Origin of the sequence: Tardiphaga sp. OK245 (genome assembly GCF_900108575.1) — a bacterium.
GTDB classification, from domain to species: domain Bacteria; phylum Pseudomonadota; class Alphaproteobacteria; order Rhizobiales; family Xanthobacteraceae; genus Tardiphaga; species Tardiphaga robiniae.
In genome coordinates this window covers 573,808-599,162 of the sequence record NZ_FNWZ01000005.1, presented here as the reverse complement: position 1 = coordinate 599,162, position 25,355 = coordinate 573,808, and the positions used below count along the sequence as shown (strand labels likewise).

The window sequence follows — 25,355 nt, the reverse complement described above, 5'->3', positions numbered from 1 at the left end:
GACGAGAGACGTGCAGGACCTATTATAGATGATGTGAGGTGCGAATGTGAATGCCGCTGTGAGGTGTCACACAGCCTGGCCGACTTTCAGCAACATGCAGCCGCTGATCTTCAGGCTGCCATCCGGCTGCGGCTCCAGCGTGTAGAGCGCATCCCACGGCACACCATCGGCATCGACGATACGGACTTTCTGCTCAATTGTACCGTCAGATGTGTTGCTCTCGGTGAATTCGAAGCTGCGATGGCGATAGATGGGTGCATAGGCGTTGCGCACCATGTCCATGAAGCTGTCGGGATCGGTGAAAATGCTCTGGATGCCGGGGGCCGCGAACCCATAGGCAGTCACAGCGTCGTCGCGCGCCAGCGCATCGGCTTGGGAGCTGATGATCTTTTGCGCCGCCGCTACATCCTCCGCAGCACGGACAGGCGATGCGAGGCCGATCATTATGACGACAAGAAAGAGGAGGCTGCGCATAGGCTCACTTGCTCAAAGTGTTCTTGTAGATGACGCCGTCTTTCATGATGATTTTGAAGTTATTCGCGGGATCGGCAATCAGGTTGATGTTGTCCAGCGGATTGCCGTCGACAAGCAACAAATCCGCGAGCGCACCCTGTTCCACGACGCCGAGCTTGCCGGGATAGGGATTGCGCTTGCCGGACAGCGCCAGCAGTTCGGCGTTTGTCGATGTCGCCATGACCAGCGCTTCGGCGGGGGTGTACCAGCGCGTGAGCGAGGCCAGAATTGCCCCCTGTTGCTGCGCCAGCGCGCGCGAGAACAGCACGTCGGTGCCCCACGCCGTCTTGATCTTGTACTTCCTGGCAAACTCGTAGGACCTGGCTATGCCGGGCCAGACCTCATCCGCCTTGGCCCGCTGGACGGACCCCTCCGGAAAGCCAAGCCTCAAGCCCTCGGGGAGGGGCTGCAAGCTCAACCAGATGTCCTTCTCGGCCAGCAGCCTGGCGGTTGCCTCGTCCATCAGCATGCCGTGTTCGATGCACTTCACGCCCGCGGCAACGGCTCTCTGGATCGCAGCCGGAGTAAAGGCGTGCGCGGCGACATATGTGCCCCAATTCTCGGCCGCTTCGACGGCGGCGCGTAGTTCGGGCTCGGTGAAAGTGGTCACGTCGACCGGACTGAAAGGTGACGACACGCCGCCGCCCGCCGTCAACTTGACCTGGGAGGCGCCCTGCATGAGTTGTTCGCGCGCGCGCACGCGCACCTCGTCAGGGCTGTCGGCGACGATCGCGCCACCGACTTGCTCCATGCGGGTGAGCATGCCGCCAATCGTGCGTGGCAGATCGGTCAGCTGACGGAAATCCCCATGCCCGCTCGTGATAGTGATCATGGCGCCGGACGGATAGATGCGTGGGCCCTTGACGATGCCCTCGTCGATGGCACGCTTGAGGCCGAACACCGGCCCGCCAACATCGCGAACGGTTGTGAAGCCGCGCATCAGAGTGTCAGTCGCTTCGTTGCCGGCCAGCAGATTGTTGTAGCCGACGTCACCGAAAGCCTGCGCCGGCGTCACCCGTATCAACATCGCATGCCAATGATTGTCGATTAGGCCAGGCATCAGCGTATGCCCGTTTCCTGCAACACGCTGAGCGTCTGCGGCTGCTATCGGTGCCGTGGAAATACGCTCGATGAGGTTGCCCTTGATCAGCACATTCGACGGAGCGGAAAGAGTGGCGCTTCTCCCGTCGAAGATTCGAACATTTTCGAAGAGCACATCGCCGGCGCTCGCGCTGGTGCAAAATGTCAGCGCAAGAATCGCTGCGAGCCATCGACTACCGACAGGGAACAACATGAGCGTTCTCCGAGCAGTAAAGCCTGCACTATGACAGATACCGGCGTCCACTTGAAGGTGGCGCCGCTACCAGTGGACGCCGGCTGATCTACGGGGAATCCGCTCGGCCGGATGTGAATATATCTGGTTGCTCAAGCTCGTCCGGCATCGCCCATCCTTCAGCCATCAAAGCGACATGGAGCGCGGTTCGAACCTCGGGCGGCTCAATTTTCCCGACAGTCGCCTCATCAAGAACAGCGATCAGCTTCGTCCACCGCGGCGTTGTCTTGGCTTCGCTGTCAACGTAACGCTGGACCCATCTAACCGCCGCCAGGAGAGAAAAGATCGTGCGGTTCCTCGCCGGGGTTTGCCCGGGCGCCTCAGGCATCAATCGAATTGGTTCAAAGATCATTTGCACACAAACCGACTGCTGAAATTCGCTTTATCGTGCCACAGAGCCGGCAATACGCAATGGGTGCCGGTATGATACGCAGCAACTGCACGCCGCCTTGAAGGCTGTGATCAAGCGCGATCATCGTCCCGGATGCGCCGGGAGACTCCGAGATGCGATTTCAGAACCCGGGACCGGTCTGGAACCGGGCCATCAATGATGCTGCGCTAGCGATTGCTATAATGACTATACTGAAGCGAGGATGCAGTTCATCCCGACCGCGCGAGATTGCAGGCGCAAAGTCTTGGCACGTCGATCCAACCCTCTCCGCTACTGACGAAAATCTCCGGAATTGGCATCGCCAAAGTGTCGCCGTCGACGACGATTGTCTCCCCGGGCTTGAGGTCTGGCTCATGCGGCGATCAGGAAGCGATTCAAAGGACAGAACGCGTACCGAATGGCTTGGCTGCAAAAAGCAGACCCTCACAGACTGGCTCTAAAACATGTGGGGCCACTTTGAGAACGACTCGGCTATCTCGTTGATATTCCACGATCCCGCATTTTGAAAACGACTCGATTTTGACTTTAAGAACGACTCGATACCCCCGTTTTTCGCTTTGAGAACGACTCGATTTCGCAAGACACTGAGAACCCGCTGTTATTCGCGCTAGTTTTTTCCGGAGAGAGACGCAGACGCTGGTTCTTGTGAACGCCAGCGGGTTCGTCCTCTCCATACTGATTAGGGTCTATGGAAGTGCGTCCGTTCGCCGATATGGTCGAGAGCCCACCGCAATCGGTGACGGGGCGGCATTTAGGGCTAGGCAGTTGGATATGCCGGACTTCTGGTCGTCCTAGGCTATTCACGCACCATGCGCACGTCGGGTTTGGGCTTCGACTTGGGCTAGAGCGTAGCGGGCCATCGCACGTCTTGAGGTAGTTTGTCCCCCTTAGCGCGCCCGACCGATCATTAGCAAAATTCCGCCGACCTGCGGTAAGAGTGCCAATAGCACCAAGCGCAGCATGGCGAAATCGTCGGCCGTTGGGTTGAGGGTTCCGCAACTGAGCCAAGCCACAATCCTAATGGCGGCATCGGTTTGCGGATCGGCGGTGTGTGCGACCGAATTCAACGTTGCGTCGAGCGCGCGGCGGAGGTCCGTTACGGCCTGCTCGCGCTCGCGACAGTACCGACCGACTCCGCCAGCACATTCCCGGTCACGTGCGGTCATAGCGTCGCGTAACGCGTCCTGCGCTCTCGTCACTGCAGGAGTGACGCGTGACGCCCGAGCAAGCGTCACGTCGGCGATGTTAAGGGAAGCGAACCCGATTCCGGCGGTGGCGACGAATACAAGATTTATGAAGCATACCAACCAAGCCGCCGCAGCTCTGATCCGCCGGCGCGTGCGCCAAAGCTGGGCGGCAGCTGAAGGGATGGTAAGAGCTACCAGGTCAGCGGCGACGCCAATAGCGAGAAACAGCCATCCGGCTAGATCGGTCGAACCCAGCGACCGAGCAAACCAACCATTCATGATAAGACCAACGCCAGCGAGAGCGAAGGCAGCCGCGGTCAAGCCGTACGAGCTGGTCGAGCAACGGTTCGTTGCGTGCCAGCGTGACTCCGTGACTTGTGTGATGTCGGGCGTGACGCGCGTTACGTTGGCCGTGACGGGTAACGCGGCGGCAGAAGTGACGGGCGTGACGTTAGCCGCGACTGGTAACTCGGTAGCAGGAGTGACGGGCATGACATTCGCCGTGACTAGTCGCGCGCCGGTGGAAATGACTCGAGTGGCGTTGGTCGCAACTGGTAACGCGGCGGGAGGAGTAATGGGCGTGACGTTGGCTTGTGACGTCACGACTTCGGGTAGGACGGCAGCCTGCGCAGTCTGACGCTGCTGCCGCTTGCGGTGCCGATAAGCGCGTTGTCGTTCGGCCGGCGTTTTGGGCCGGCGGGCTTCGCGCAGGGGGATAATTGACGCAGTGTTGTCGTCAACCATTGGAAACCGCTCCTATCGGTCTTGATAGTCAGGCAATCAGTTACTGGGCTAGGTTATCCGCGAAGCTGAGCGAATGACCCCGCTCGTCGGAGTTGTCTCGGAAAGTTGGCCCGCTTGTTTGCTTGGCCCAGGAGCCCGTCGGGTTCGCGCGGTCGAGGAGTTCACGCGCAACCGCCCCCAACCCGGCTTCCTCCAGCACACTCATCTGAAATTCGTCGCGGGCGGCGAACTCTTCTTCCCAGAGGTCGTCGTCGAGGAGGCTGAGCGGTGCGTCGACATCCCGACGACGGTAATTCTGCCAGTCCTCGAAACCGCACAGGCGGACAGCAAGCTCGAGGCACGCGAAGTGCTTGAGCTCGACACCGCATCCGCGCAGCACTTTGCGTAGGCGCTTTGCCATACCCTTCACCCTCTCCTCGGACATCATGATGATCATTCGTGTACTCCTCTTACTGGTTGACGTTGGGCATGGTGCGGGCGGCCCTGTGGTAGGACTGGCGCCAGCGTTCGATGTCGTGGCCAAGTTCCATCAGCGTCGTGAAGCTCTTCTCACGTAGGGAGGCGCTGAGGTCGCGGAGCGGCCGCTCCGAGATGCGCCTCGTCAGGAGCATGCGGTCATGGGTGAGCGAAATGCGATGCTTCTGAGCCCAGGCCTGTAGCGACGGGTGGAAGTGGCCCTCGATGGTGTTGTAGGCGCTGCTGTAGTCCATCCAAATCCGTTCCGGACGGCCCGAACGCCGGACCAGACGCTCCAGCCTGATGATGATATCTTCCATGGCCATGTGGCTCACCGTCGCGCTCAGCGGACGGCGCGTGCGGACATCGACGATCAGCATGACGAGCGGCTTGGCGGCGAAATCGAGCATGGCGAAGTCGATCGCCCAAGCCTCATTGTGACTCGTCGCATACAGCGCAGCGGAGGTAGGAGAGTGCGTGTTGAACTTCATCTCGTCGTCCTTTCTCTTCGAAGGTCTCGGCTATCCGCGGCCGGTCGGCCGCCGCCGGCCGCCGAGTTTGATGTCGAAGCGCTCGAGCGCGTTCCAGATCGCCGTGTCGCTGGTCTTGACTCCTCGCGGTTCCAGCGCCTGGCGGATTTCGCTGAGCTTGATGTCGGGACGCTGCGCGACCAGGGTCCGCAAGAAATCTTTCTGGTCGTCTAGCTTCGATCGATGGCCGAACTTGCGTGGCGCGACTGCACCGGCCTTGCGCCAGGCCTCGATCCAGCGTTTTGCCTCGCGATAGGGGATGTCCATTGCTTCCGCAGTTGCCTTAGGGCCAGCGCCTGCCGCCACGGCCGCAATCAGCTTGACGCGGACGCCATCGCCGGCTTCGGCCAGGGAGGCCTTCATTCGTTTGGTCTTGTCGATGAGCTCAATCAGGAGAGGATCGACGACACTGCGCGGGTAGCCGAAATCACGATTTTCTTGTAGCGAAAGGGAAGGGGCCACGTGCTCGGAGCGCAACCAGGAAACAACGCGCCGGGGGTGCATATCGGCGCGGCGGGCGATTTCGGGCACGAAGATGTACTTGGCGTGGAGCGCCTGCACATCGTTCGCGAGGTAGGGCGCATAGCCGGGTCCTCGCTGAGGAAGCAGGTCAGGCCGAATGTTTGCTAAGCGGGAGAAGAAGGCCACATTGACCTGGAGAAGTTCGGCAGCGGTCGATTGGGCAATCCAGCGAGGAAGCTTCAAGCCGAGGGGCGCGTTCTGCAGGTGCTTGTTGACGCCGGCCACGAATGAATCGATGTCCGAGACGGCCAGGCTGAAGCGGATATTCCGGCGCTGCGCGCCGGTGTCGTGGATGACGACGTCGCCGGCGATGATTGCGCTGATGACGGCGGCCCAAGGGGTCTCGCCCGCGCCGAGCGAGCGGGCGGCCACCATAATCGAACAGCACCTTCCGAAACTGGGCCGGGCCGCCGACCAGATCTCGGCCATAAGTTGGTTGACCGACGAGTGAAGATAGCCGCTGTAGCCCGGAACGAGACCTTGAACTCGGCCTTCCAGGCGCCGGATCAGGCCGTGGTCGGCGAGGCTCGACAGCACAGAGAGGGGAAGTCCGAGGATTCCGGCCGCCTCGTTTTCGCCAACGGCGTTCTTTATCTGAGCAAGCAATGGCCGTACGTCCCGTATACTCATGCGGACAGGCGACCGGGCATCGTCCGCCCGGATGACCGGAACGAGACCGCTCTCGGCGAGGCGCTGGAGGATCGATCTGCGGACGCCGAACGTCTCAGACAGAGTTTGGATCGTCATCGTCGAGCTGGCCGCGTCCTTGCCTAGGCGAAGCGCGTACCTCTCGCTCGTCGACTCCATGTTGCCGTCGACCAAGGCTCGGAGCAGATCCCGAATGCTGGGTTCGATGTGCTTGTCATAGGTGATGTAGGCGAGCGGGCCGATCTCCTTTCGGCGTCCGTAATAGATGGGGCGCTTGTCCATGTCGGCGCGATATCGGTCGCAGAGATCCGCGAATCCGGCTACGCCACCGATGATAGCGCGTCCGGCCAGCGCGAGCAGTGCCGGCGTCAGCTGTTCGAACTGCTCGCTGCGCTTGCTACGTCCCTGCGCTGCGCCTTTTTTGGTCGGATCCGCCGTGAGGCCGCTCGCCAGCGCAACGATCGCTTCGAATAGATCGCCGTTGGAGAAGTCGCGCCACTCCTCCGGCAGCAGCGCGCGGGCTGCTTCCTTCTTGGCTGGATCGGGATCGATCAGGTCGACGACAAAGTCGTAAGCCTCCTCGTCTTCGACGGGCGATACCGGCTGCTGGAAATCGCGTAGATCGGCGTCGCATTTATCGCAGAGGTTCGGAACATCAGCGCGTAACCAGCCGAGTTTGCGATCGCAGGCTGGGCACGCCGACAAAAGTTTCTCCTTCGTCTGCCGATCGAATGCGATCGGACGAAGCTCCCAGATAGCGCGATGATAGGGATCGATTTCCAGCGCGCGAGGCGACACCCTCCGGAATTTGGTTTCGCGAAAGTGAAGGCGGATCTGGGTGCCGAAGAAGTCGATGCTTTCGGAACCGGAATGCGCGAACTCGCCCGTCCTGTACGTGCGCGAGACGATGTCCCGGGGCGTGCATCCGATCAGCGTGGCGATGCGCTCGATCTCGCCAGCGTCCGTCAGCGTCGTAGCGAGCGCCACGGCGTTGGGCTTGGTGGCGTCCGCGATCTTCAGCATCTTGGTGACGTTTCGGATGGCCGTGACCGACAGCGCGCGGCCGAGGTAGCCGCGAAGGCTCTCGTCGAGATGCGGCGGCCCGACCGTAGCGATGAACTTCTTGAACGGTAACGCGAGCGTCATGCCGGCTCCTTATCGTTGCCACCGGCCTTCTTCTTGGCTTCGGCTTCCGCTTTGAGGCGGCCGATCGTCTCCTTCTTCGGACCGTTCGCGAACGGGTCGAACAAGGCGCGTTCTTCGGTGGCGTTGAAGGCGCGGAAGGCGGATTCGAAGTCCGGCCACTCGATCGACGTGCGGCCGCTGCGCAGCGTGCGTTCGAGCGCCATGCGGAGCACGCGGCAGGCGGTGCCGGGAACGCCGTTGCACATGTCGTAGATCTTGGCGCGGTCCTCCAGGCTGGCGACCCAGCCGAGCGGCTCGTCGACGACGCCGGTCTTCGCCATCTCGTCCTCGATGCGCTGGAGGAAGCGGAAGAAGTAGCGGCGGTCGCCCTGCTTCTTGATGTCGAACGGCAGCAATGTCGCGTCTTCGTCCGCGACCGTGCGGCTCTTGAGCTCCTTCGAGCGGAAGAGGCCTAGCATCTCGTCGGTGCCGATCAGGACCACGGAGAAGATGCCCTCGTTGACCATGGTCTTGAGGAGCATTGCCATGCTCTTGCCGGTCTTGCCGCCGTCGTAGCGGAGCATTTCGTGGGCCTCGTCGATGACGAGCAGAAGCGTGCGCTTCGTTCTCGCGACGTTGTAGACGCCGCGCGCGACGACCTGGGCATCGACCGGGCCGGATCCGGGCATGACCTCCTTGGCGGCGTCGCCGTAGTGTTCGAGGACGACGCTGAGGAAGGCGCGCACGTTTTTGACCCCTCGCATGGTGACGAAGAGCACCGGGATGTCCTCGGGGGGAAAACGTTCGTCGGCGTTGATCTCGTCGATCACCTTTCCGATCGATGTGCTCTTCATCGCTCCGCTGGGGCCGACGATCGGGAGAACCCATAGCTCCTTGTTCTTGAACGGCCTTCCTCTAGCCGCCTTGCGGCGGGCCTCGTTGGCCGCGACAACGCCGCCCGTGTCGGCAAGCAGCCAGAGCATCTTGTCCCGGATCTTGCCGAGGCGGGGGTGTTCAATCAAAATCTCGTCGAACAGGCGCATGCGTTCGATCACATCCTGAATGGTGTTCTTCATTTCACGTACTCCTTCGCGTTACTTGCTTTCGGTGTCGGAAGGTCGCCAGGCGGACGCTGCGGTGACCTCGATCGTCTTGCGTGCCTCGTGCGTTTGGCCTTGCAGATTGCGGGCTTGCTGGGCCTCCGCCCGCGCGGGCGCTTCAAAATGTCCGCGATGTCGGCTTCGTCCTCCGTCGGGTTCGAAAGGTCGACGGCGCGCAGCTGTTGACGGCTCTCGCCGATGGGCGGCTGCTCAGCGAGCTTCTTCCAGCGCTGCTTCAGCCGTTCCAGTGCTTCGGACCGCTCTGCTTCGGTGCTGAACGCGAGTTCCTGCTTTCTTGCGAAATCGCGCAGCCGCGCGTGCTGCGCGAGCGACAGCTTCGTTGGAGCGTCAGCGATGCCGACGGTGATCCAGCGCGGAGTGGGTCGGGCGCTGCTGTCCCACACGAAGGTGCTGGAGGCGTCGGACGGATCCTTGATCCTCACCTTTACGCGATCGCCCGACTTCATCCTCAGCAGCATCTCGGCGACTCCTGGGCTGTTGTAGCGGAGCCCCTTGAAGCGGATGCCGGACCGCGTGAGCACGACGACGCTGGAGCGGCTGCGATCGACGTCGAAGCCGGCCTCGTCGGGAATCGGGTGCGTGGAGTCGTTGACCGTGGGATCGGTCGTGTTGAGTGCGTCGGCGCGGATGAAGCCGCGCAGTCGATCGATGATATTCCGGTGAAGTTACGCATGTCTTTTAGTCCTTCTGCAGTTACCAACCTTCGTCGTCAGCCGTTTCGTCTTCGGGTAGATCGGTGGGTGCGCTGGTCGGAGCCTCGGCGGTCTCGCCCCATCCCTCGTCACGGTCCGCGTCGTCGCGGACGGGGGTGCCGCGCGCTCTCGGATCGCCGGTCGGGTCGCCGCGCATCTCCTTGACGTAAGCTTCGTGCTCGGCCTGCCCGCGCTCGGCTTTCTTGCGGTTCTTCGTCTTCTGACCTTTGGCCACCGCCGTTTTGCTAGGCGTGCGGCCTTTATTGGGGGTATTGTCGCGGCCCAATAGTTCGGCTGCGAGCTGATCGGGGACGCCCTCGGGCTCGACCTTGTTGAGTCCTGCGGTCGATGCTTCGGCCTCGACGTCTCTGATGTCGTCCACGGTGATGTCGATGGGTTCGTTCGCCGTGGTGTCGTCGAACTGTCCGAGTTCGAATGCCAAGCCGCGGCGAGCCTGGCGGCTCTTGCGCATCGGCATCTGACCGGCGAGCGTCTCCCAGTGGCGGCGCAGCCGGTTGAACGCGTCCCAGCGCTGCTCTTCGGTGGAGAATTCGAGACCCTTCGCCTCGGCGAACTCACGGATGCGGGCGTGATGCCAGAAAGTCAGCCCCTTCAGGAATTCGGGGTCGGCGTTCGGCATCGTCACCCAGTAGGGTTTGGGCTCGCCACCGCGATTCCAGACGGAAATCGAGCCGGTGTCGGCAGGATTCCATTTCACGATCACGCGCGCGCGCGACTGGCCGAAGGTCCGCGGATCCTGCGAGCGCTTCTTCTCGAGGCGGACGAGATCGTTCAGGAGCAGCGAAGTGACGCTCTCGTCGTGCCAGCGCATGTTCTTGAACTTGATGCCGTTCCCGGAGATGGTCGCGGTGTCGACGCATCCGAGGATGTTGTCCAGCGCGCCGACGTCCTTGATCCAGCGGCGGCGCTGGACCGCGAGACCCTCTTTCCAGACGAGTGCCGGAACGGCGCCGATTCCGTCGTGCGGGCGGTAGCTGTAGACCTCGTTGAATTCGTGAAGGAGCTCGTTGAGATCTTCGAACGTGATCAGCGCGTCCTTCGCCGGGTTCAGGCCGACCTGGCGCATAACGTAAACGTTGTAGCGAACCGCGCCAGCGAGCTTGTGGATCAAGCCCTGGTTCACCGTGCGAAACCATCGTTCGCCGATGGTCTTGTATTGCGGGGTCTCTCCCGGGGCGTAGTGCACTTCGGTGCCGATCTCGGCCATCGAGTGCTGGAAGCTTGGCGACTGATGGGCCCAGTCGCGATCCAGCAGGATCTCCGTCGGGCAGCCCCAGGCATCCCACGGCCGCTTGATCTGCGGGAAGAGCTTCCGGACGTATCCCTTGTGCCTGTTGACGCGCTTCAAAGTCGCCATCACGGAATACAAGGATGGCGGCTCGAACGTGATGAACCACCCCAGCAGCATCCTGCTGTAGACGTCGATGCAGGCGGTCAGATAGGGCCGCCCGAGCGGCAGCAACCGCCTGCTGTCGAGCACGTGGACGTCGAGCGGTGTCGTGTCGATGATGGCGAGCTCGAGCGGCCGCGTCGCTGAGATGTGCTCGCGATGGCCGTGCAACTTCCGCCAGGCTTCGCTGCGACTAGTCTTGCGGGCGAGGTTGTCGAAGGTGGCCGCCTTGTCGATGCGGCGCCGGAGCACTTCCGGTTTAGGGTATTTGAGTTGCTGTTCTTTGGGGCGCTTCTTGTTGAGCGCCTTGATCGCATCGTGGAGAACACCGTAGGCGTCGTTGTAGTCGCGTCCGCGGGCGCCGTAGTAGTGGTCGATCGCCTTTGGGATCTCGACCTCGATTTCGTCGGCGAGGCGGCGGGGCGAGTTCTTGCCGCGGTTATCCCGGAACGCCTCGAGCGGCCGCGCGCCGGGCCGTCCGCACTTATTGACGAAGTGGCGAAGACGGGCGACCTCGACGCGAAAGGGCTTCGTCTCGCTCTCCTCGATCTCGTTCGTCTCGTAGCCGAGTTGGACCACGACGGGGCGCCAGCGGCTGATGAGCTCTTGCAATCCAACGTCACCGAGAGAGCCGTTGCCCTCTTCGTCCCACTTCTTGGTGTAGAACTGCCGGGCCAGCGCCTTGCGCCCCTCGGACGTAAGCTTGGCCTTCTCGGGATTGTCGGAATCCGTCCAGCACTCGTCGGGGCCGAATTCGCGGGTCTCGATCGGATTGCCGTCTTTGCCCTGTTCGACGAGACGGATCTTGCGCAACGCGTGTAGTTCGCAAAACGTGTGCTCCGGCAGCTTGACCTCGCCGCCGCCGTCCACCGTATGGAAGACCAGCACGTTGAACGTCTTCCAGCGATCGAAGCGGCAGAGCCCCTTCTCGAAGTGCTGGATCAATTGGCCTTTTTTGATGTCGAGCGAGGACATGCGGGTGCTCAGGACTCCGGATCGAGCTCGCGCGCGCCGCCGCTATCGAGGTCGGTCAGCGCCTGCAGCAGGGACGTCGAAAGGAAAGAGGAGTCGGTCTGGATATCGTCGGGGATGCCCCAGGAGTCCCAGGAACGGGCGTGCTGATTGATCTGCGGCAGCGTCAGCAACGCGCTATGCGGATTCGGCGGCTCGAAGCTGATGCGGTGACCGAGCAGCATCCGAGTTGCGACGTCGAAGCACAGGGTCACGGTTAACCGCGGGTGGGACGTATGCTGGGACATTCGTGACTCCTTACTTGCCGACCTGAATGGCGGCGCTTTCGGTCAGGGCGACCGGCGTCTGCTGGGCGATGCGGCGATCGATGTCGACGCGGACGTGGCGGCGGACGATCAGGGCGCGCAGGCGCGCGAGTCCGTCCGGGCTCCACTCGTCGTCGGTGCGGCTGAGCGCGGCGACGGCCTTGCCCCACGTCATGTCGTTGGTGCGTCGGAAGGCTTCGCCGAGGCGGATGTAGTCCTCAGCCGAGACCGCGGTGAACCGGTCCATGCGGATCAGCTGCGCGTTCGCCAGGCGATGGCCTTCGGCGAGATACTTTTCTGCGGAGAGGATGCGGAACTTCCAGCCGCGGATTACGCAAATCTGCCGAGCCAGCCACAGCTTGAACGAGTAATCCGGATCGCGCCGCGCTTCGTCTTCCTTCTTCTTGATCTCGACGATCTCGATCGCTGTACTGGCGAGCAAGCGCTCAACGTCTGGGAAGTAGATGAGCACGCTCCCGTCGCTCATGTGGAATTCCATGCGCATCGGCTGCGTCATGAACGAGCGCACGTTCCAATCGACTTCGCAGACCCACACGAAGTGGCGCTCGGCGATGCCCTCCCAGGGCAGCGGGCGTCCCGCCTTGAGCGACGGGAAGTCACCGGTTGGTATCTTCCGCACCGCTTGGATGACCGTGCGGATCGGGCCGCCGCCGCGGGCGCGCACGATCCGGACGGACTCGAGCTTGGGTCTCTTCTTGCTCATTGTCTTCGGCCGCGCCCGGCAAGGGCTCCGCCGTTCAACGGGGGGTCCCGGCGTGAACGGTGAATCACCTGGATCTTTTTTGCCCGGCATCTTTCTCTTGCTCGCCATGTCGCCCCCGGCCGGTCGGCCAAAGCTTCGCCGTTCGCCGGCAAGGGTGCCGGCGTCGGGCATGTTTGAATGGGAGGTCGAACGCCGAGATGGGCGCAAAAACCCGCTTGCGTGGCGCGGGGTGATGAGCAAAGCTCCAGATGCCTTTGCAGGCAGCATCTGTCGTTGCTTTCGACCGGTGAAGGGTCGGGCGGGCCGCTCGCAATGGCCCGCCCCACCTGTTCCGCTTTCCGCCCTTCTTCAGGCGGTCAGCAGCATCTGTAGTCATTCCCCCGGGACACCCCGCTGAAACTTGAGTGTGAAAATCGCACAACCGCGCCAAAAGCGGAAATTTCGGCGGCCGGTGGAATTCACGGCAGAAAACTTCATCAAGATCGCGAAATTGGAAGGAGTGTGAGGGCGGCGATTCACCATATTCCGCGGCCTCGGACGGGGCTTAAATGAAAAGTTGGAGTTCAGCGGCGCTGCAATTTTGTGGGGACCGATTGGTGCGATATTGGTGTTTCGAGGCGTGACTCTTTGCGAAGAAAAAAAGTTGAATTGCGGGGATAACTCCCGAACTATTCCTTTTCTGGGCTTCCGAGATCCTCAAACTTCGCCCTCGTCGCTTCATCAGCAGCTTTAGCCAAGAGGGCCCAGATGGTCTGGCGGCGATCATGGCGCTCGACGGTGCACCGCGCGTTACGAGCGCTGGTCCCGGCCAGGTGATTTGCACCTTCCGTGACTTCGACTTTGTAGTCGGATACGTCGGCCAGATCGGAGATGTTGGCGATCCGCATGGAGCCGATGGTGCGGCGGAAGGATTCGTATCCACCTGGAACGAGATCGATCGTGATGATCAGCATTAAGCCCTCCATCTCTGGTTAACGATTGGCGAGTTCGGGTTGGTCGTTTGTAGGCGTCGCCTCGACGATACGGCGAACTTCCTCTCCCGAAAGTTGGCGACGTGTCCTGAGCCGGTCGGCGACGGCGACGATGGCGTCACGGTATCTATGAACGATTTCTTCGGCCCGACCCTGTAGGGCTTGCATGTGCCGCTCGACCTTGGACCGAAGTTCGCGGTCGTCGCGCACCGCTGCCAATGCGTCCTTAAACGAGGTGATGTAGGTCAGGGTGTCGCCAAGGCCTGAGGAGGCGTGCAGTGTTGCGACGAACTGGGTGACTTGGGCAAGGTCGGATTCGTCGTCCCCGCCCGCACCGAGTCCTGCATTGCCAATCAAGAGCCGCTCCGCAGCGCGCGCGCAGAGCAAGACGACGGCGCGCCGTTCGACCGAATCTCGTGTGAGTAGGTCATCCTGGTCCATCTCGATTAGCGTCAGGCCGAACGACGCAGTGGCGGTTCCGACCGTGCAACGCTTGAGGATTCCGGAACGAACGACGAGCGAGGCGACCGCGTGCGCGGCTTCGTGAACGCTTGCGCGCTTGAGCGCGTCCGGCGCGATGTGCTCGACAGGCGCGATGGCCTGCAGTAGGTCATCGCGCTCCAGCCTGCGTCCCGCATAACGCGCTATTCTGCGTGCGCTGCGAACTGCCATCATGATCTCAGCGCCGGTCGATCCGTCAATCAAATGGGCGATATCGGCGAGATCCACATGGTGCATTTCCCCGTTCAAATGATAGCGCAGGATGTTCGTCGCACCTGCGTGATCGGGCCGCCTGATCTCGATGGCTCGCTCGAGTCGCCCGGGACGCAGCACGGCCGCATCGACGCCCTTTATATTGTTTGTAGCGCCGATCACCACGATTCCGGCGCGCTTGCCGGCAACGGCATTGTCGAGGCTGAGCATAAAATCGGTGACTACGCTGGTCCACCATTCCTGCGCCCGGGTGGACATAGTGGCGCGGTTCGGCAGAGCATCGATCTCATCGAGGAACAAAATGCACGGCGCTAGGGCGGCGGCGCGTTCAAACATCCCGCGCGACGCCTTAATAACCGAATCCAGATAGCCGGGAGAGCTTGCGAAAAGATCCGCGATCGAAAATGTTACCAATGGCACTGCGCAAGCCTGGGCCAAGATCCGAGCGAATAGCGATTTTCCGAGCCCCGGTTCCGAGAACAACACGGCTCCCCGATCAACATCCTGCCAATCGAGACGCCCGGCGCGGTAGTCGGCGAGGTCGCGAGCCAATGCCATGCCCCAGGTCCGGGCTGCGCCGTATTCGATCGCTTCTTCCAGTTTCGGCAGGGATTCGGTCGTGCTGGCGCCGCTCGTTGCTGCGGCCGCCTTCCGCAAACGCCCGATGATTTCGGCCGGCGAAGAGTTGGCACGGAATGCGGCAACGAGGTCGTAGAACTCCAATCCGAACGAGACTTCCTCGCCGATCTCTGCCGGCGCTGCCTCGCCGGTGAACATCCGGACCGCGCGTCCGATCGTTGAACTGCCGGGAGAATTCACGCGGATCGTTAGGTCAGCGGCGATCGTCAGCGCAGTGGGGAGTGCTTCGCGTTCCACAGCGACCCCAACTACCGAATACCCAAGTGTAAGATAGTTAGCGACGTCCTTGTTGCGTTCGGTTCGCTGCTGCGGCGTCTTCATGGTATCGGGTGAGAACGCCTGCCAACGCTCACCGAACCGCATGACAAACAGCGACCTAACCGGTTCGATCCAGCTTGGCCTTGGTACCAATACCACGAGCGCGAGTGCAGTCTTATCCTTCAACCGTCGCCGGACGCCGCCGCTCGTCGCCTCACGAAACGCGGCTGCCACGAGCGAGCATCGTGCTGAGGGGGACGTCTTCTTCGTCGCAAGTTTGCAAATCGCCTCCGGGTCGTCACTGTCAAACTCGTCGGTAACCTTCGAGGCCGACTGAGACAGCGAAGGAGCGGCCGCCATTTTGCTCGGGATGTTTTCAGGTCTGAGGAGCTGGATGCTGACAGCGCCCGTTGTAGAGCTGCGTTCTATCGCAGCGGCTCGGGAGCGTTGCAATTTCGTGAAGCTCTTGCGGGTCATGTACAGCTCCAGGCGACGATGGGGGCCGAGGCGCTAGACTTCGACGATAAGGTTCGGGTCGAAGTCCGGGTTTTCCCAGGGCTCGCCCACGCGCCAGGGTCCGTACCCTTTCGCGTTACTGATCACCCTGGTGGAGCCGACGCGGAAATCGCGACTCTCATGCGTGTGCCCGTACACCCAGATATCCGCACCCTCGACCGGAGCGCGACTGGTATAAGCGGACGAAATCAGATCGTGCTCGAATCCCTGGCGAACAGCTTCCGCATGAAACCCCATGTGCGTGACTACGACGCGCGGCAGAGTTTTTGGCCGACTCAACTCTCGCTGCAGGAACGCGCGGGTTTCCATATGGCGCTGAAGCGTGTGCGCCGGACGCAACCGCAGCTTATAATTTCTCACACGGATTCTTTTGTAGTCATTCATCGCCTCGCCGACGGCCAGCATCGCGCGGTCAGGATCGCCAAAAAGATTGAAGTCGGTCCATCCGGTAGCTCCGAGAAAGATCGTGCCGCCGATGGTCACACTGTCGTTCTGCAGGATATGGAGATTCGTTCCCGCCGCGGCGATGCGGGCCTTCTCAACGGTGCGATCGATATCGCAGCCGTAAAATTCGTGATTCCCAGCGACATAGACGATATCGCGATCCGGAACACGGTTCAGCAGCCACTTCACACCGCGTTCCATGCGGCTGATCAGGTCGCCGGCGACAACCAGGACGTCGAATTGCGGGCGTGCGTAAGTAAGCGGCAGGTCCCACCAGCGGGTCGACTCAAGGTGTAGATCGGATAATACCCAAATCAGCACGCGGCTTCTCCAATACCAGGTTGCATTGGCGCCGCGCCCGAGGGGGCGGCCTTCAGACGGCATTTGATCCGGCGTGAGAATCCTAAAGCCGAACGCAGTTAAGTGTGACTAGTGGGCTCGGCCTCGCGCCTGAGCGTCTGCTCATTTCCGAGCCTATAGTATCTTGACCAAGTGTGGGCCCGGCGTTTGTCCGGATCGATGAACACCAATGTCGAGGTCTGCGCGTTCGGACAGTTACCGAGTATCGGATGCTGATAAATTGCGCCGACAAGGCAGGCTGTCGGTCGGAATCCGAGCGACCATTGATCAATCACTGGAGAGGCTCGCAGCTCCCGTTCGGATGGTGCGTTACCTGCGTTCAGGCTGCGTATGTCCGTAGTTAGTCTTTCTAAGCCACGGAGAAGAGAACCGACGTTGTGAGGAGTGTTTGGCATTGCAGGCTCCAAGGATTGATCTATTGAGGCACTTGCCGACGGTGCATGGCGCACTAGAAATGTGCAGCATGCCGGAGCAGGCAGAGTTCTTGGCAGAAGAGATCGAATTTCTTTCGGCGACCTAGTGCCTTCGAAATCGGGTTCGTATGGCGTGAGCCGTTTCATCGATGTTGTTCGCGAGAGCAATAAATCACTGGCTTGGCGTCAAACGTGCAACTTCTCAAAAGCGGGCAACAAGCCAAAGTGAGCTCAGCGAAAGGCAAGCCGGATCTATTTTTGACCTGCGACGCAGCGCGCTGGATATCAAGATCGAAGACGCGGCGTTGCCTTCGATCGCGCAACACACGACAGCCGACAGAACATCGTCAATCACCGGAGCTGTTATCCGATGGTTCTTGAGCTGCTCGACGGCAATTCGAATCGCGGTCGGAGAGCTTCCCGTAATTGCGCGCATCCAGTCGAAATCGACAGGATCTGCCAACAGTAACGCCTGACGTATGACCATGACGTCTTTGCCCCGGAAAGCATGCGGCGAGCGGCTGCGCCACCAATGCAGAGGGTTGGGCGGATTGGCAAATGGCAGGATATTTGGTGTTGATGGCGCGGCTACATTGGAGACGTTTGTCTCGATCTCGTCCGCTGCAATTCGCTTGTACTTTGCGGGCATGCTTGACTCCCGGAAGTATTGCATTGATGGGCTTGGTTTGATTGCGAGGCGTTCTGCGCATAACTTGGCACATGTGCACAAACTTAAACTTGATCGTGCGATCCGACCGCAAAGCGTGCAGTTCTAAAACACTATGTGGTCGAATTCGGCTTTCAAATCCTTGGGAGCTTGTGGAGGTCGCTCGACGGCTTTTCTCTGAACCAAGGATTCATTCTTCTCGACGAGCCGGCGCAAATCTTCCCTAAAATTCTTGGCAAGGATTGAAGGGTACAATCCGTTCTCGTCGGTCGCTCGGTGCTTTCTTGCCCCGAGGCGGTGTTTAATGATTTGTTAACACTAGCACACAGTGTGACATTCGTCACTCTCGGGTTCGTTTTATGGTTAATTTGCGGGAGCCCGCCATTACCTCTGCGCAACTGCGCGCAGCACGCGCGTGGCTGGATTGGAGTCAGGAAGAGCTGGCGGTTAAGGCGGGGATCTCGAAGCGCGCTGTCGTTCGCTATGAGGGTGGCGCCTCCGTCCCGCATGTCGAGACGTCTGCAAGTTTACGAGCTGCGCTCGAGGCGGCCGGACTTCGTTTTTCATTTGACGGGATGAGGGGGACGGGACTTAGCGTTATGGAGTGAACTCAATCGTTCCACAGAGGCGCAAGTCGTTCAGACCTGTTCGAGCGGTCGATATTACCCCGGTCGCCGATGATTGGGGGCACCATTGCCTCTGCTTGAATTGGATACTAACTCACGTCGCCTTATCTCGAGCGGAGATCGACGGAAATCTCTAAGCTGCGATCACTTCGCATTTCTAGAGATGGCGATGCACGCGTAGGCTGGTTTCAATAAGAATTCGCCCGCTTCTGGCGCAAAGCGGTCGTGGAGGTGTGAATGGTAGATCTGCCGCCATGCTGCTTCCCGAACTTCAACGACGTCGCCTCACCGCTTGAGAAAGCATTTCTGACATACTATTCACGATGCGCGCGCCGGCGGCTTCTGTGAGCTGCAACTTTGGCTCGATTGCCGCACACTCCCATGCTGCACCACCGCCGCGCACGCCCGCGCGTATGGTCCGCGAACATCAGGGTGCAGTCGCTTCCCTCGCACGCTTTAACATGCGTGAAATCCTCATCTACGACGACGCGCGCGAGCGCCACGCCGATAGGGATCAGCAGCGATTCCGGCGATCGCCAGCGCCGTGCCGTTTCAAGTGCGAGCTCACCGCCATCGCGAAGCACTAAACGCTGATACGCCTCGTCGCGCTCGAGCAGACGGGTGAGGGGCGCCAGTTCCTGGAGAGCCCCGGCGTCTAACGGGGCTCCCATTCGAGACTTCACGAAGCGCCGGAACCACTCGCGCAGGTCTCGCGCCTGTTCAGCCAGACGATCAAGTTCGCCGGGCATCGCGCGCTCAGCCACATCGCGAAGTTGCGCCTCCGGGACGAGAGCCGCCTGCCGCAACCAGCTCACAAGCCCGTGGCCGTCGCCGATCCAGTCCACCGGATCGTCGACTGGCGTTGCAATCGAATTGAGGAAATCGATCCCCCGGGCATCGGCGATGAACATTGCCGGTATGTCAGTCAGCATCGTAGTCAATCCATAAATTGTACCATTTATACGTAACCTTCAAAATGACGATTGACAAGTTACAGTCCGCAGCGTAACCGTCTTACTATCGTCAAGCCAGTTACGCGATCGTTGAAAATGTCCGAATTTGAGAAATAGCAAAATGACAGGTGTGCCGGTGTATCTGGAACGACGCGGCCGGCTTCGATGCACGGCCTTACTGTTCGATTTGCCTGAAGTTTCGAGCAGATTGGTAACCTTTCAAAATAGTAATTAAAGGTTACACAATAGGAGAGATGTCATGAATACCATTGCGTATCGGACGATCGAGGTCGATGGCGTCAGCATCTTCTACCGTGAGGCCGGAAGTGCCGGGCAGCCCAAGCTGCTCTTGCTGCATGGCTTCCCGACCTCCAGCCATATGTTCCGCGATCTTATCCCGCAGTTGGCAGACCGCTTCCACATCGTGGCACCGGACCTGCCGGGCTTCGGCCAGTCGGACGATCCGAAGGTCAACAGCTTCGATTCCATCGCAGATAGCATCGAGCACTTCACCGAGGTCGTCGGCTTCGATCGTTTCATAGTGTACGTCTTCGACTATGGCGCGCCGACCGGCTTCCGTCTCGCGGTCCGCCATCCCGAACGGATCGCCGGCATCGTCTCACAGAATGGCAATGCCTATGTCGAAGGGTTGAGTGACGGCTGGAATCCGATCCGCGCTTATTGGGAGGAGGCCTCCGCGGCGAATCGCGATGCTCTCCGCGCGATGCTAACGCCACAGACCACCTACTGGCAGTATACGCACGGCGTGGCTGATCCTTCGGCGATCTCCCCCGATGGCTACACGCTCGACGACCACTATCTCGGCCGCCTCCACGCCGACAACGTGCAGCTCGACCTGTTCGGCGACTACAAGAGCAACGTCGCGCTCTATCCAGTCTTTCAGGACTATTTCCGCACGCACAAGCCGCGCTTCCTGGCGGTGTGGGGCAAGAACGACCCGTTCTTCCTGCCGCCCGGCGCCGAGGCATTCAAGCGGGACAACCCCGACGCGCGCGTGACCTTCCTCGATACCGGCCACTTCGCGCTGGAAACCCACGCTGCCGAAATTGCCGAAGAGATCCGAGCCTTCTTCAACTGACACGTTGGGGCGCGGTGTTGAGCGACTGCGCCTCTGCTCAATCTGCACGCGTGCGGCGTGCAAACGACAGGAGACTAACATGCGTGCGATTGTTCTCGACGGCTTCGGCGGCCTCGAAGCGCTAACCTATCGCGACATCCCCGATCCTGAGCCTCTCGCAGGCCACGTCGTGATCGAGATCAAGGCCTTCGGGATCAACCACGCCGAAATTCACATGCGAAAGGGCGAATGGGCGGAGGCGGCCCCTGTCTCCGGCATCGAGTGCGTCGGTCTCGTGAAATCCTGCCCCGGCGGCGAGTTTCCCGTCGGCGCGAAGGTCGCGGCGCTGATGGGCGGGCTGGGCCGCACGATTAACGGCAGCTACGCTGAGCTCACGCGGGTGTCCGTCACCAATGTCGCGCTGATCGAGGCCGACCTGCCTTGGGAGCAGCTTGCCGCGATCCCGGAATCCTACGCGACGGCTTGGACGACGCTCTTCCGGAATATCGAGCTCAAGAAGGGAGAACTGCTCGTCATTCGCGGTGCTACCTCCTCGCTGGGGCAGGCGGCGCTGAAGCTCGCCGTCCAGGCAGGCGCCCGCGTCATCGCGACGTCACGCCAGCGCGAGCGCTTCGCGGCGCTGCAGGCGCTCGGCGCCGAGCGGTGCGAGATTGAGCGACCGGACCTGTCCGAAGGCATTGCGGAGAGCGGCAGCATCGACGCAGTCCTTAACCTCGTCGGCAACACGGTCGTACTGGATTCGCTGCGGATGCTTCGTCGCGGTGGCCGTTCGTGCCTGGCGGGCTGGCTGGGCGGGCTCGATCCGATCCCTGACTTCAATCCGCTGTTGCAAATGCCGAGTGGCGTAAACCTGACCTTCTTCGGCAGCTTCGTGTTCGGAACGCCCCAATTTCCCCTGTCGGACGTGCCACTCGCGCAGATCGCGCAGGATGCCGCAGCCGGTCATCTCGACATCAGGCCGGCGCGCGTATTCCGCTTCGACGAGGTTCCTGAGGCTCACCGTCTCATCGAGGCGAACGCCGCTGGCGGGAAGCTGGTCGTCCTTCACCGATCCATTCACACGAGGAAGTTCACATGACGACGTCAGTCGCCATCGTCACCGGCGCGAGCCAGGGCATCGGTCGTGCCACCGCCATCCGTCTCGCGAGGGATTTCACAACACTGGTGCTGGTGGCGCGCAGCCGGGACAAGTTGGAAGCCGTCGCCGAGGAGATCCAGAAACAGGGGAGGGAGGTTCTCGTGATCGAGGCCGATCTCGCCGATCCCGCGGTACCGGGCAAGGTCGTCGAGGAAACGCAGGCGCGCTTCGGACGGATCGATGCCCTGCTCAACATCGCGGGAGCGGTCCCCCAGATCGACCTGTTCGAGATGACAGACGCGCAGTGGGACGCGGGCTTTGGACTCAAGCTGCATGGAGCGCGGCGGCTGACGATGGCTGCCTGGCCAGCGCTGAAAGAGAGCAAGGGATCGGTCGTCCTGATCTCCGGCAACTCGGCGCAGTTCCCGAAGGCGTCCTATGCAGCCGTCGGGACGATCAACGCGGCGATCGTCGCGCTGGCAAAGGCCTTCTCAGACTGCGGGATCGAGGATGGCGTGCAGGTGAACAGTGTACTGCCCGGTCCTGTGATGACCGGTCGCCGCCGCTCCTATCTCGAGCATTGGGCACCGCTTCACGGGATGTCCGTCGAAGACGCGACGACGAAGTTTCCGAAGGACGCCGGTATCGCCCGCTATGGGGAGCCCGAGGAGATCGCTGAGTTGATGGCATTCCTCGTGTCGCCGCGCGCCCGGTGGATGACGGGATCGGTCCTTCGCATGGATGGCGGTGAGGTGAAGTCGATCTGATAAAGCAGAACGCACGGTTGTGGGCTAGCCTCGGCTTGGGTGATCGCCGGTTATTTTAGTCCGCGATTGTCTGCGGAATCGTGCTGGCGTAATTCCCACATGCTTCTTGAAAGTTCGCTGGAATGCGGCCTCTGATTTGTAGCCCGCCGCCTCCGCGATGGCGCCAGTCGACGCGTTCGAGTTTCGCAGCTCACGCGCAGCAACTGTCATACGGATGGCGGCCAGAAGGTCTGCGGCGGATCGGCCGAGCCGCTGTTGGAAGTGCCGCACAAAGGTGGCCCGCGACATGCCGCAGAGGGTTGCGAGCTCCGGCAGCGTCCATTCCCTCTTGGGACGCCCAAATAGCGCGGAAAGCGCCGGCGCCAACCTCGGATGCCCGGCGAGGGCGAGAAGACCTGCAGGCGGCTCCTTCGCTTCGCTTGCCAACCGCATCGTCAGCGTGAAAAGCGCGGTCGAAAGACCATTAAGCATCGCATGGCCGCCGAGGTTCTCCTCTGCCGTTTCTGCGCGGATAAGCCCGACCAGATTCGCCAGCTGCGCCCGGGTCCCCGTCGAGACCACGCTGGGAGCGCCGGCTTCCGACCTCGCCACAAAGCGTTCCGGGAAGTAGGTGCGCAGCAGCCGCTCATGGGTCGGCGACAGTAGGAAGCGGCCGCATAGCATGTCTAACCGCTCGCCCTTGCCGTCATTCTCGTCGATCGCGACCGTCGATCCGAGACGCTGACGCGTCGGCAATGGTAGCGCGCCCCCGCCATCGTGAAGGCTGTGCGCGGTGCCCCGCGGGAGAATGAGAATGTCGCCTGCCGACAAGCGCAGCGGCGGGCCGCCATCCGAATTCTCGAGGAACGCAGTGCCCGCGAGCACGACGTGATAGGGAATCTCACCCGCCGCTGAAGTAGCTAACTCGAGCCGCCAAGGTGCGCCGAATAGGCAGTGGTGCTCGACTTGGCCACTGACAGGCACGAGGTCCAGCAGGTGGCTCAGCCAGTCGGCAGATTCGTACATCTGGAACTCGTTTGATACTTTAGAGCATATTATTGAGCAATTCCGGGATTAGCAATATCATCCATCCGACATAGACCATCCTCATACCGGAAGCCAACCGGCGTCACGGAAAGGAAGGTTACCATGTCCCGCATTCACACCCCCGCTCTCGATACCGCTACCGGCGCGTCCGCCGAGGTCTTTGGCCAGATCAAAAAGGCCATCGGCAGCGTCCCCAACATCTATGCCGCGATCGGCTTCTCCGGACCGGCCGCGCTGAAGTCGGTGCTCGCCGCTGATGCCGTACTTGCCGCAGGTTCTCTATCGAAAGCCGACCAGGAGACGATCAAGCTGCTGGTTAGCTCGACGGCTGGCTGCGACTATTGCGTCGCTGCGCACAGTCTGCTCGGCAAGGTGGCCGGCCTCTCGCCCGATGCACTGCGCCACATCCGCACCGGCGAACCGACCGGCGACAACAAGCGCGACGCGCTCATCCGGTTCGTGAAACTACTTGCCAGTACCAGTGGCACGATCGCGGAGAGCGAAGTCGCGGCCGTGCGTGGGGCTGGTTACACGGACCAGCAGCTTGTCGAGATCAGCTTGGCGATTGCGACAACGACATTCACCAACGCTTTCAACCGCATCAACGACACCGCCATCGACTTTCCCGCGGTGCAATGAGTTCGCTGGGCGCCCCTTGGGCGTTCGATCGCGAAGCGACTAACAGGAGCGAGCCGGCAACAACCGTCGGCCTCACGGCTCCAAGATGGAGAACATCATGAAATACTTTGCCAACATACTTGATCGCTTGGGCCTCCTGAAGGGCGACCTTGATTATCACCTGCTCCGCGCCGCAATGGTGATCATCTTCGCTTGGTTCGGATACGACAAATGGTTCGAGTCGGAGATCACAGCACTGCTTCCGATAATCACCAACGGCCCGTTTATCTCCTGGACGATTCCGGTCCTGGGTATTCGCGGCACTGCTATTTTTCTCGGTGTCTCAGAATGGACATTTGGTGCGCTGTTGCTGCTGGGTTTCTGGAACAAGCAAGCTGGAATGTTGGGTGCGATCGGCTCGACTTTCACTTTCATCGCTACTCTTACAGTCCTGCCGTTTGTTCCTGACGGTTGGGATGCGGGCGCCGGAGGGTTTCCCGCGATGGCAATGAATGCAGCCTTCCTTTTGAAGGACCTCGTATTGCTAGTCGTCTCTATCTACTTGCTGAAGCAAGACGCTGTTCGGGTGATCCACGCTGGCCGCTCAGCCAGCTAGACGGGAAATCCCTCTAGGGAGGCAGCTAGCGGCTGCACGACCGCCCCAGGCCCACGTCTCGCGGGTCTGGGGTATCATTTATACAAAACGCCGGTCGATCAGGATGCATTGTGGCTACGATTGGTTCAATCGAGGGCATGAACTACACTGCCTTAGGTGCCGTTGTGAATCTTGCGGCGAGACTGGAAGGCACGAATAAAGAGTACGGGGCAGAGAAACTTATAACCGAAGCCGTCTACGAGCGATTCAAGCATCGGTTTTGGCGCAAAGCGGACATAAAGCGTTTTCCGGTGACCAGTTCCTGCCGAAGCTAAGCGTCACGCTCTGATCGCTTTGAACCAGCAGGCCGCCCGGCCCTATAAGCGTCAAGAAATTTTCTGGACGAGACGCCATCTGCAAGCGCCCGAAGTTGAGTGGCCGAATCGTGTCCGAGTACCAGCTCGGTGCGACGATTTGCAGTGGTCCACAACTTGATCCCTTCGGCCAAACGCTTTCTGCCCAGCGCTGTAAGTGATGCGTGTTTCGTTCGTTTGTCGTGTTTGTCCTGCTCAAGCTTCATCAAGCCATCGCGCACCAATGGACGCAGCGCATATGTCAATGATGAGATGCTGAGTGCGAGACGTTCGGCAAGCGTATTTAGAGTAGGGCCATCCACCCCGCCGAGACGATCGGCCTGGAAAAGTAGGCCAACTTGCGTAGCCTTCAGGCCGGTTGGTGCCACAGCCTCGTCATAGAGATGGCCGAGCCGTCGGGCGGCCTGACGAAGCGCTGTATGCGTGCAGGGAAGCTCGTCCAACTCATAAGCCGACGAAATCTCGCTGTTTTTCCGGTTTCTCATATCCTCAAGATAGTTGGGCACCGTAGCATTGAAAAGGCCTGATGATCACCTAAATACTTGTGTGCCCAACAATTGGGT

The 25,355-nt window shown here is 60.8% G+C and carries 25 protein-coding genes; 6 read left to right on the top strand and 19 right to left on the bottom strand.

Annotated features, from left to right (window positions below; all coding sequences use genetic code 11):
- Window positions 1-66: 66 nt before the first annotated feature.
- The 16 genes from BLW80_RS25915 to BLW80_RS25840 form a co-directional block, all read right to left on the bottom strand.
- On the bottom strand, window positions 67-474 hold the full coding sequence (locus BLW80_RS25915; RefSeq protein ID WP_093760966.1) for a DUF4864 domain-containing protein: 408 nt from the start codon (window positions 472-474) through the stop codon (window positions 67-69).
- A 4-nt stretch (window positions 475-478) separates the two neighbouring features.
- The gene (locus tag BLW80_RS25910; protein ID WP_093760964.1) at window positions 479-1,807 is read right to left on the bottom strand and encodes a metal-dependent hydrolase family protein; all 1,329 of its coding nucleotides are present in this window, start codon (window positions 1,805-1,807) and stop codon (window positions 479-481) included.
- A gap of 1,317 nt (window positions 1,808-3,124) precedes the next feature.
- The gene (locus BLW80_RS25900) at window positions 3,125-4,168 is read right to left on the bottom strand and encodes a hypothetical protein (RefSeq protein ID WP_093760960.1); all 1,044 of its coding nucleotides are present in this window, start codon (window positions 4,166-4,168) and stop codon (window positions 3,125-3,127) included.
- A gap of 40 nt (window positions 4,169-4,208) precedes the next feature.
- Window positions 4,209-4,604 (bottom strand): glyoxalase superfamily protein, encoded by a 396-nt coding sequence (locus BLW80_RS25895; protein ID WP_093760958.1) that lies wholly within the window; start codon window positions 4,602-4,604, stop codon window positions 4,209-4,211.
- A gap of 13 nt (window positions 4,605-4,617) precedes the next feature.
- Window positions 4,618-5,115, bottom strand: coding sequence for a hypothetical protein (locus BLW80_RS25890; protein WP_093760956.1), 498 nt, complete (start codon window positions 5,113-5,115; stop codon window positions 4,618-4,620).
- Between the two features lie 30 nt (window positions 5,116-5,145).
- Window positions 5,146-7,470: a COG3415 family protein gene (locus BLW80_RS25885; RefSeq protein WP_093760954.1), complete on the bottom strand. Its 2,325-nt coding sequence runs from the start codon at window positions 7,468-7,470 to the stop codon at window positions 5,146-5,148.
- On the bottom strand, window positions 7,467-8,525 hold the full coding sequence (locus BLW80_RS25880) for an AAA family ATPase (protein ID WP_093760952.1): 1,059 nt from the start codon (window positions 8,523-8,525) through the stop codon (window positions 7,467-7,469). Before BLW80_RS25880 ends, BLW80_RS25885 begins: the two co-directional genes overlap by 4 nt.
- Window positions 8,522-9,091, bottom strand: a complete 570-nt coding sequence (locus tag BLW80_RS25875) for a Mu transposase C-terminal domain-containing protein (protein WP_093760950.1) — start codon at window positions 9,089-9,091, stop codon at window positions 8,522-8,524. Before BLW80_RS25875 ends, BLW80_RS25880 begins: the two co-directional genes overlap by 4 nt.
- Window positions 9,092-9,263: 172 nt before the next feature.
- Window positions 9,264-11,543, bottom strand: a complete 2,280-nt coding sequence (locus BLW80_RS25870; protein WP_170849804.1) for an integrase catalytic domain-containing protein — start codon at window positions 11,541-11,543, stop codon at window positions 9,264-9,266.
- Window positions 11,544-11,656: 113 nt separating this feature from the next.
- Window positions 11,657-11,932, bottom strand: coding sequence for a hypothetical protein (locus BLW80_RS25865; RefSeq protein WP_139285950.1), 276 nt, complete (start codon window positions 11,930-11,932; stop codon window positions 11,657-11,659).
- 10 nt (window positions 11,933-11,942) lie between these two features.
- The gene (locus BLW80_RS25860; RefSeq protein WP_139285949.1) at window positions 11,943-12,845 is read right to left on the bottom strand and encodes a TnsA endonuclease N-terminal domain-containing protein; all 903 of its coding nucleotides are present in this window, start codon (window positions 12,843-12,845) and stop codon (window positions 11,943-11,945) included.
- Window positions 12,846-13,342: 497 nt separating this feature from the next.
- Window positions 13,343-13,627 (bottom strand): hypothetical protein, encoded by a 285-nt coding sequence (locus BLW80_RS25855; protein ID WP_093760942.1) that lies wholly within the window; start codon window positions 13,625-13,627, stop codon window positions 13,343-13,345.
- Window positions 13,628-13,645: 18 nt separating this feature from the next.
- Window positions 13,646-15,733 (bottom strand): AAA family ATPase, encoded by a 2,088-nt coding sequence (locus BLW80_RS25850; RefSeq protein WP_093760940.1) that lies wholly within the window; start codon window positions 15,731-15,733, stop codon window positions 13,646-13,648.
- Window positions 15,734-15,766: 33 nt separating this feature from the next.
- On the bottom strand, window positions 15,767-16,537 hold the full coding sequence (locus BLW80_RS25845; protein WP_093761191.1) for a metallophosphoesterase: 771 nt from the start codon (window positions 16,535-16,537) through the stop codon (window positions 15,767-15,769).
- Between the two features lie 98 nt (window positions 16,538-16,635).
- Window positions 16,636-16,971 (bottom strand): DUF6634 family protein, encoded by a 336-nt coding sequence (locus BLW80_RS31035; RefSeq protein ID WP_502688633.1) that lies wholly within the window; start codon window positions 16,969-16,971, stop codon window positions 16,636-16,638.
- A 220-nt stretch (window positions 16,972-17,191) separates the two neighbouring features.
- Entirely contained in the window at window positions 17,192-17,638 is a 447-nt protein-coding gene (locus BLW80_RS25840) for a hypothetical protein (RefSeq protein WP_139285948.1), read from the bottom strand.
- A gap of 377 nt (window positions 17,639-18,015) precedes the next feature.
- Here BLW80_RS25840 and BLW80_RS25835 point away from each other — a divergent pair, with 377 nt between their 5' ends.
- Complete coding sequence (locus BLW80_RS25835) at window positions 18,016-18,264, top strand: helix-turn-helix transcriptional regulator (protein WP_093760937.1); 249 nt, start codon at window positions 18,016-18,018, stop codon at window positions 18,262-18,264.
- Window positions 18,265-18,596: 332 nt separating this feature from the next.
- Here BLW80_RS25835 and BLW80_RS25830 read toward each other — a convergent pair whose 3' ends face one another.
- Window positions 18,597-19,214, bottom strand: a complete 618-nt coding sequence (locus BLW80_RS25830; RefSeq protein WP_093760935.1) for a CGNR zinc finger domain-containing protein — start codon at window positions 19,212-19,214, stop codon at window positions 18,597-18,599.
- 280 nt (window positions 19,215-19,494) lie between these two features.
- On the opposite strand from BLW80_RS25830, the gene BLW80_RS25825 reads away from it, so the two are divergent.
- The 3 genes from BLW80_RS25825 (at window position 19,495) to BLW80_RS25815 (ending at window position 22,179) form a co-directional block, all read left to right on the top strand.
- A complete protein-coding gene (locus BLW80_RS25825; RefSeq protein ID WP_093760933.1) occupies window positions 19,495-20,334 on the top strand; it encodes an alpha/beta fold hydrolase in 840 nt (279 codons plus the stop codon).
- A 79-nt stretch (window positions 20,335-20,413) separates the two neighbouring features.
- Complete coding sequence (locus BLW80_RS25820; protein WP_093760931.1) at window positions 20,414-21,412, top strand: zinc-binding alcohol dehydrogenase family protein; 999 nt, start codon at window positions 20,414-20,416, stop codon at window positions 21,410-21,412.
- Window positions 21,409-22,179: an SDR family oxidoreductase gene (locus BLW80_RS25815; RefSeq protein WP_093760929.1), complete on the top strand. Its 771-nt coding sequence runs from the start codon at window positions 21,409-21,411 to the stop codon at window positions 22,177-22,179. Before BLW80_RS25820 ends, BLW80_RS25815 begins: the two co-directional genes overlap by 4 nt.
- A gap of 24 nt (window positions 22,180-22,203) precedes the next feature.
- Here the strand turns inward: BLW80_RS25815 and BLW80_RS25810 are convergent, their stop codons facing one another.
- Window positions 22,204-23,184, bottom strand: coding sequence for an AraC family transcriptional regulator (locus BLW80_RS25810; protein WP_093760927.1), 981 nt, complete (start codon window positions 23,182-23,184; stop codon window positions 22,204-22,206).
- 123 nt (window positions 23,185-23,307) lie between these two features.
- Here BLW80_RS25810 and BLW80_RS25805 point away from each other — a divergent pair, with 123 nt between their 5' ends.
- Together BLW80_RS25805 and BLW80_RS25800 are read left to right on the top strand one after the other, a co-directional pair.
- Window positions 23,308-23,844 (top strand): carboxymuconolactone decarboxylase family protein, encoded by a 537-nt coding sequence (locus tag BLW80_RS25805; protein WP_093760925.1) that lies wholly within the window; start codon window positions 23,308-23,310, stop codon window positions 23,842-23,844.
- 97 nt (window positions 23,845-23,941) lie between these two features.
- A complete protein-coding gene (locus BLW80_RS25800) occupies window positions 23,942-24,439 on the top strand; it encodes a YkgB family protein (protein WP_093760923.1) in 498 nt (165 codons plus the stop codon).
- Between the two features lie 310 nt (window positions 24,440-24,749).
- Here the strand turns inward: BLW80_RS25800 and BLW80_RS25795 are convergent, their stop codons facing one another.
- Complete coding sequence (locus tag BLW80_RS25795) at window positions 24,750-25,298, bottom strand: MarR family winged helix-turn-helix transcriptional regulator (RefSeq protein WP_244528441.1); 549 nt, start codon at window positions 25,296-25,298, stop codon at window positions 24,750-24,752.
- Window positions 25,299-25,355 lie beyond the last annotated feature (57 nt).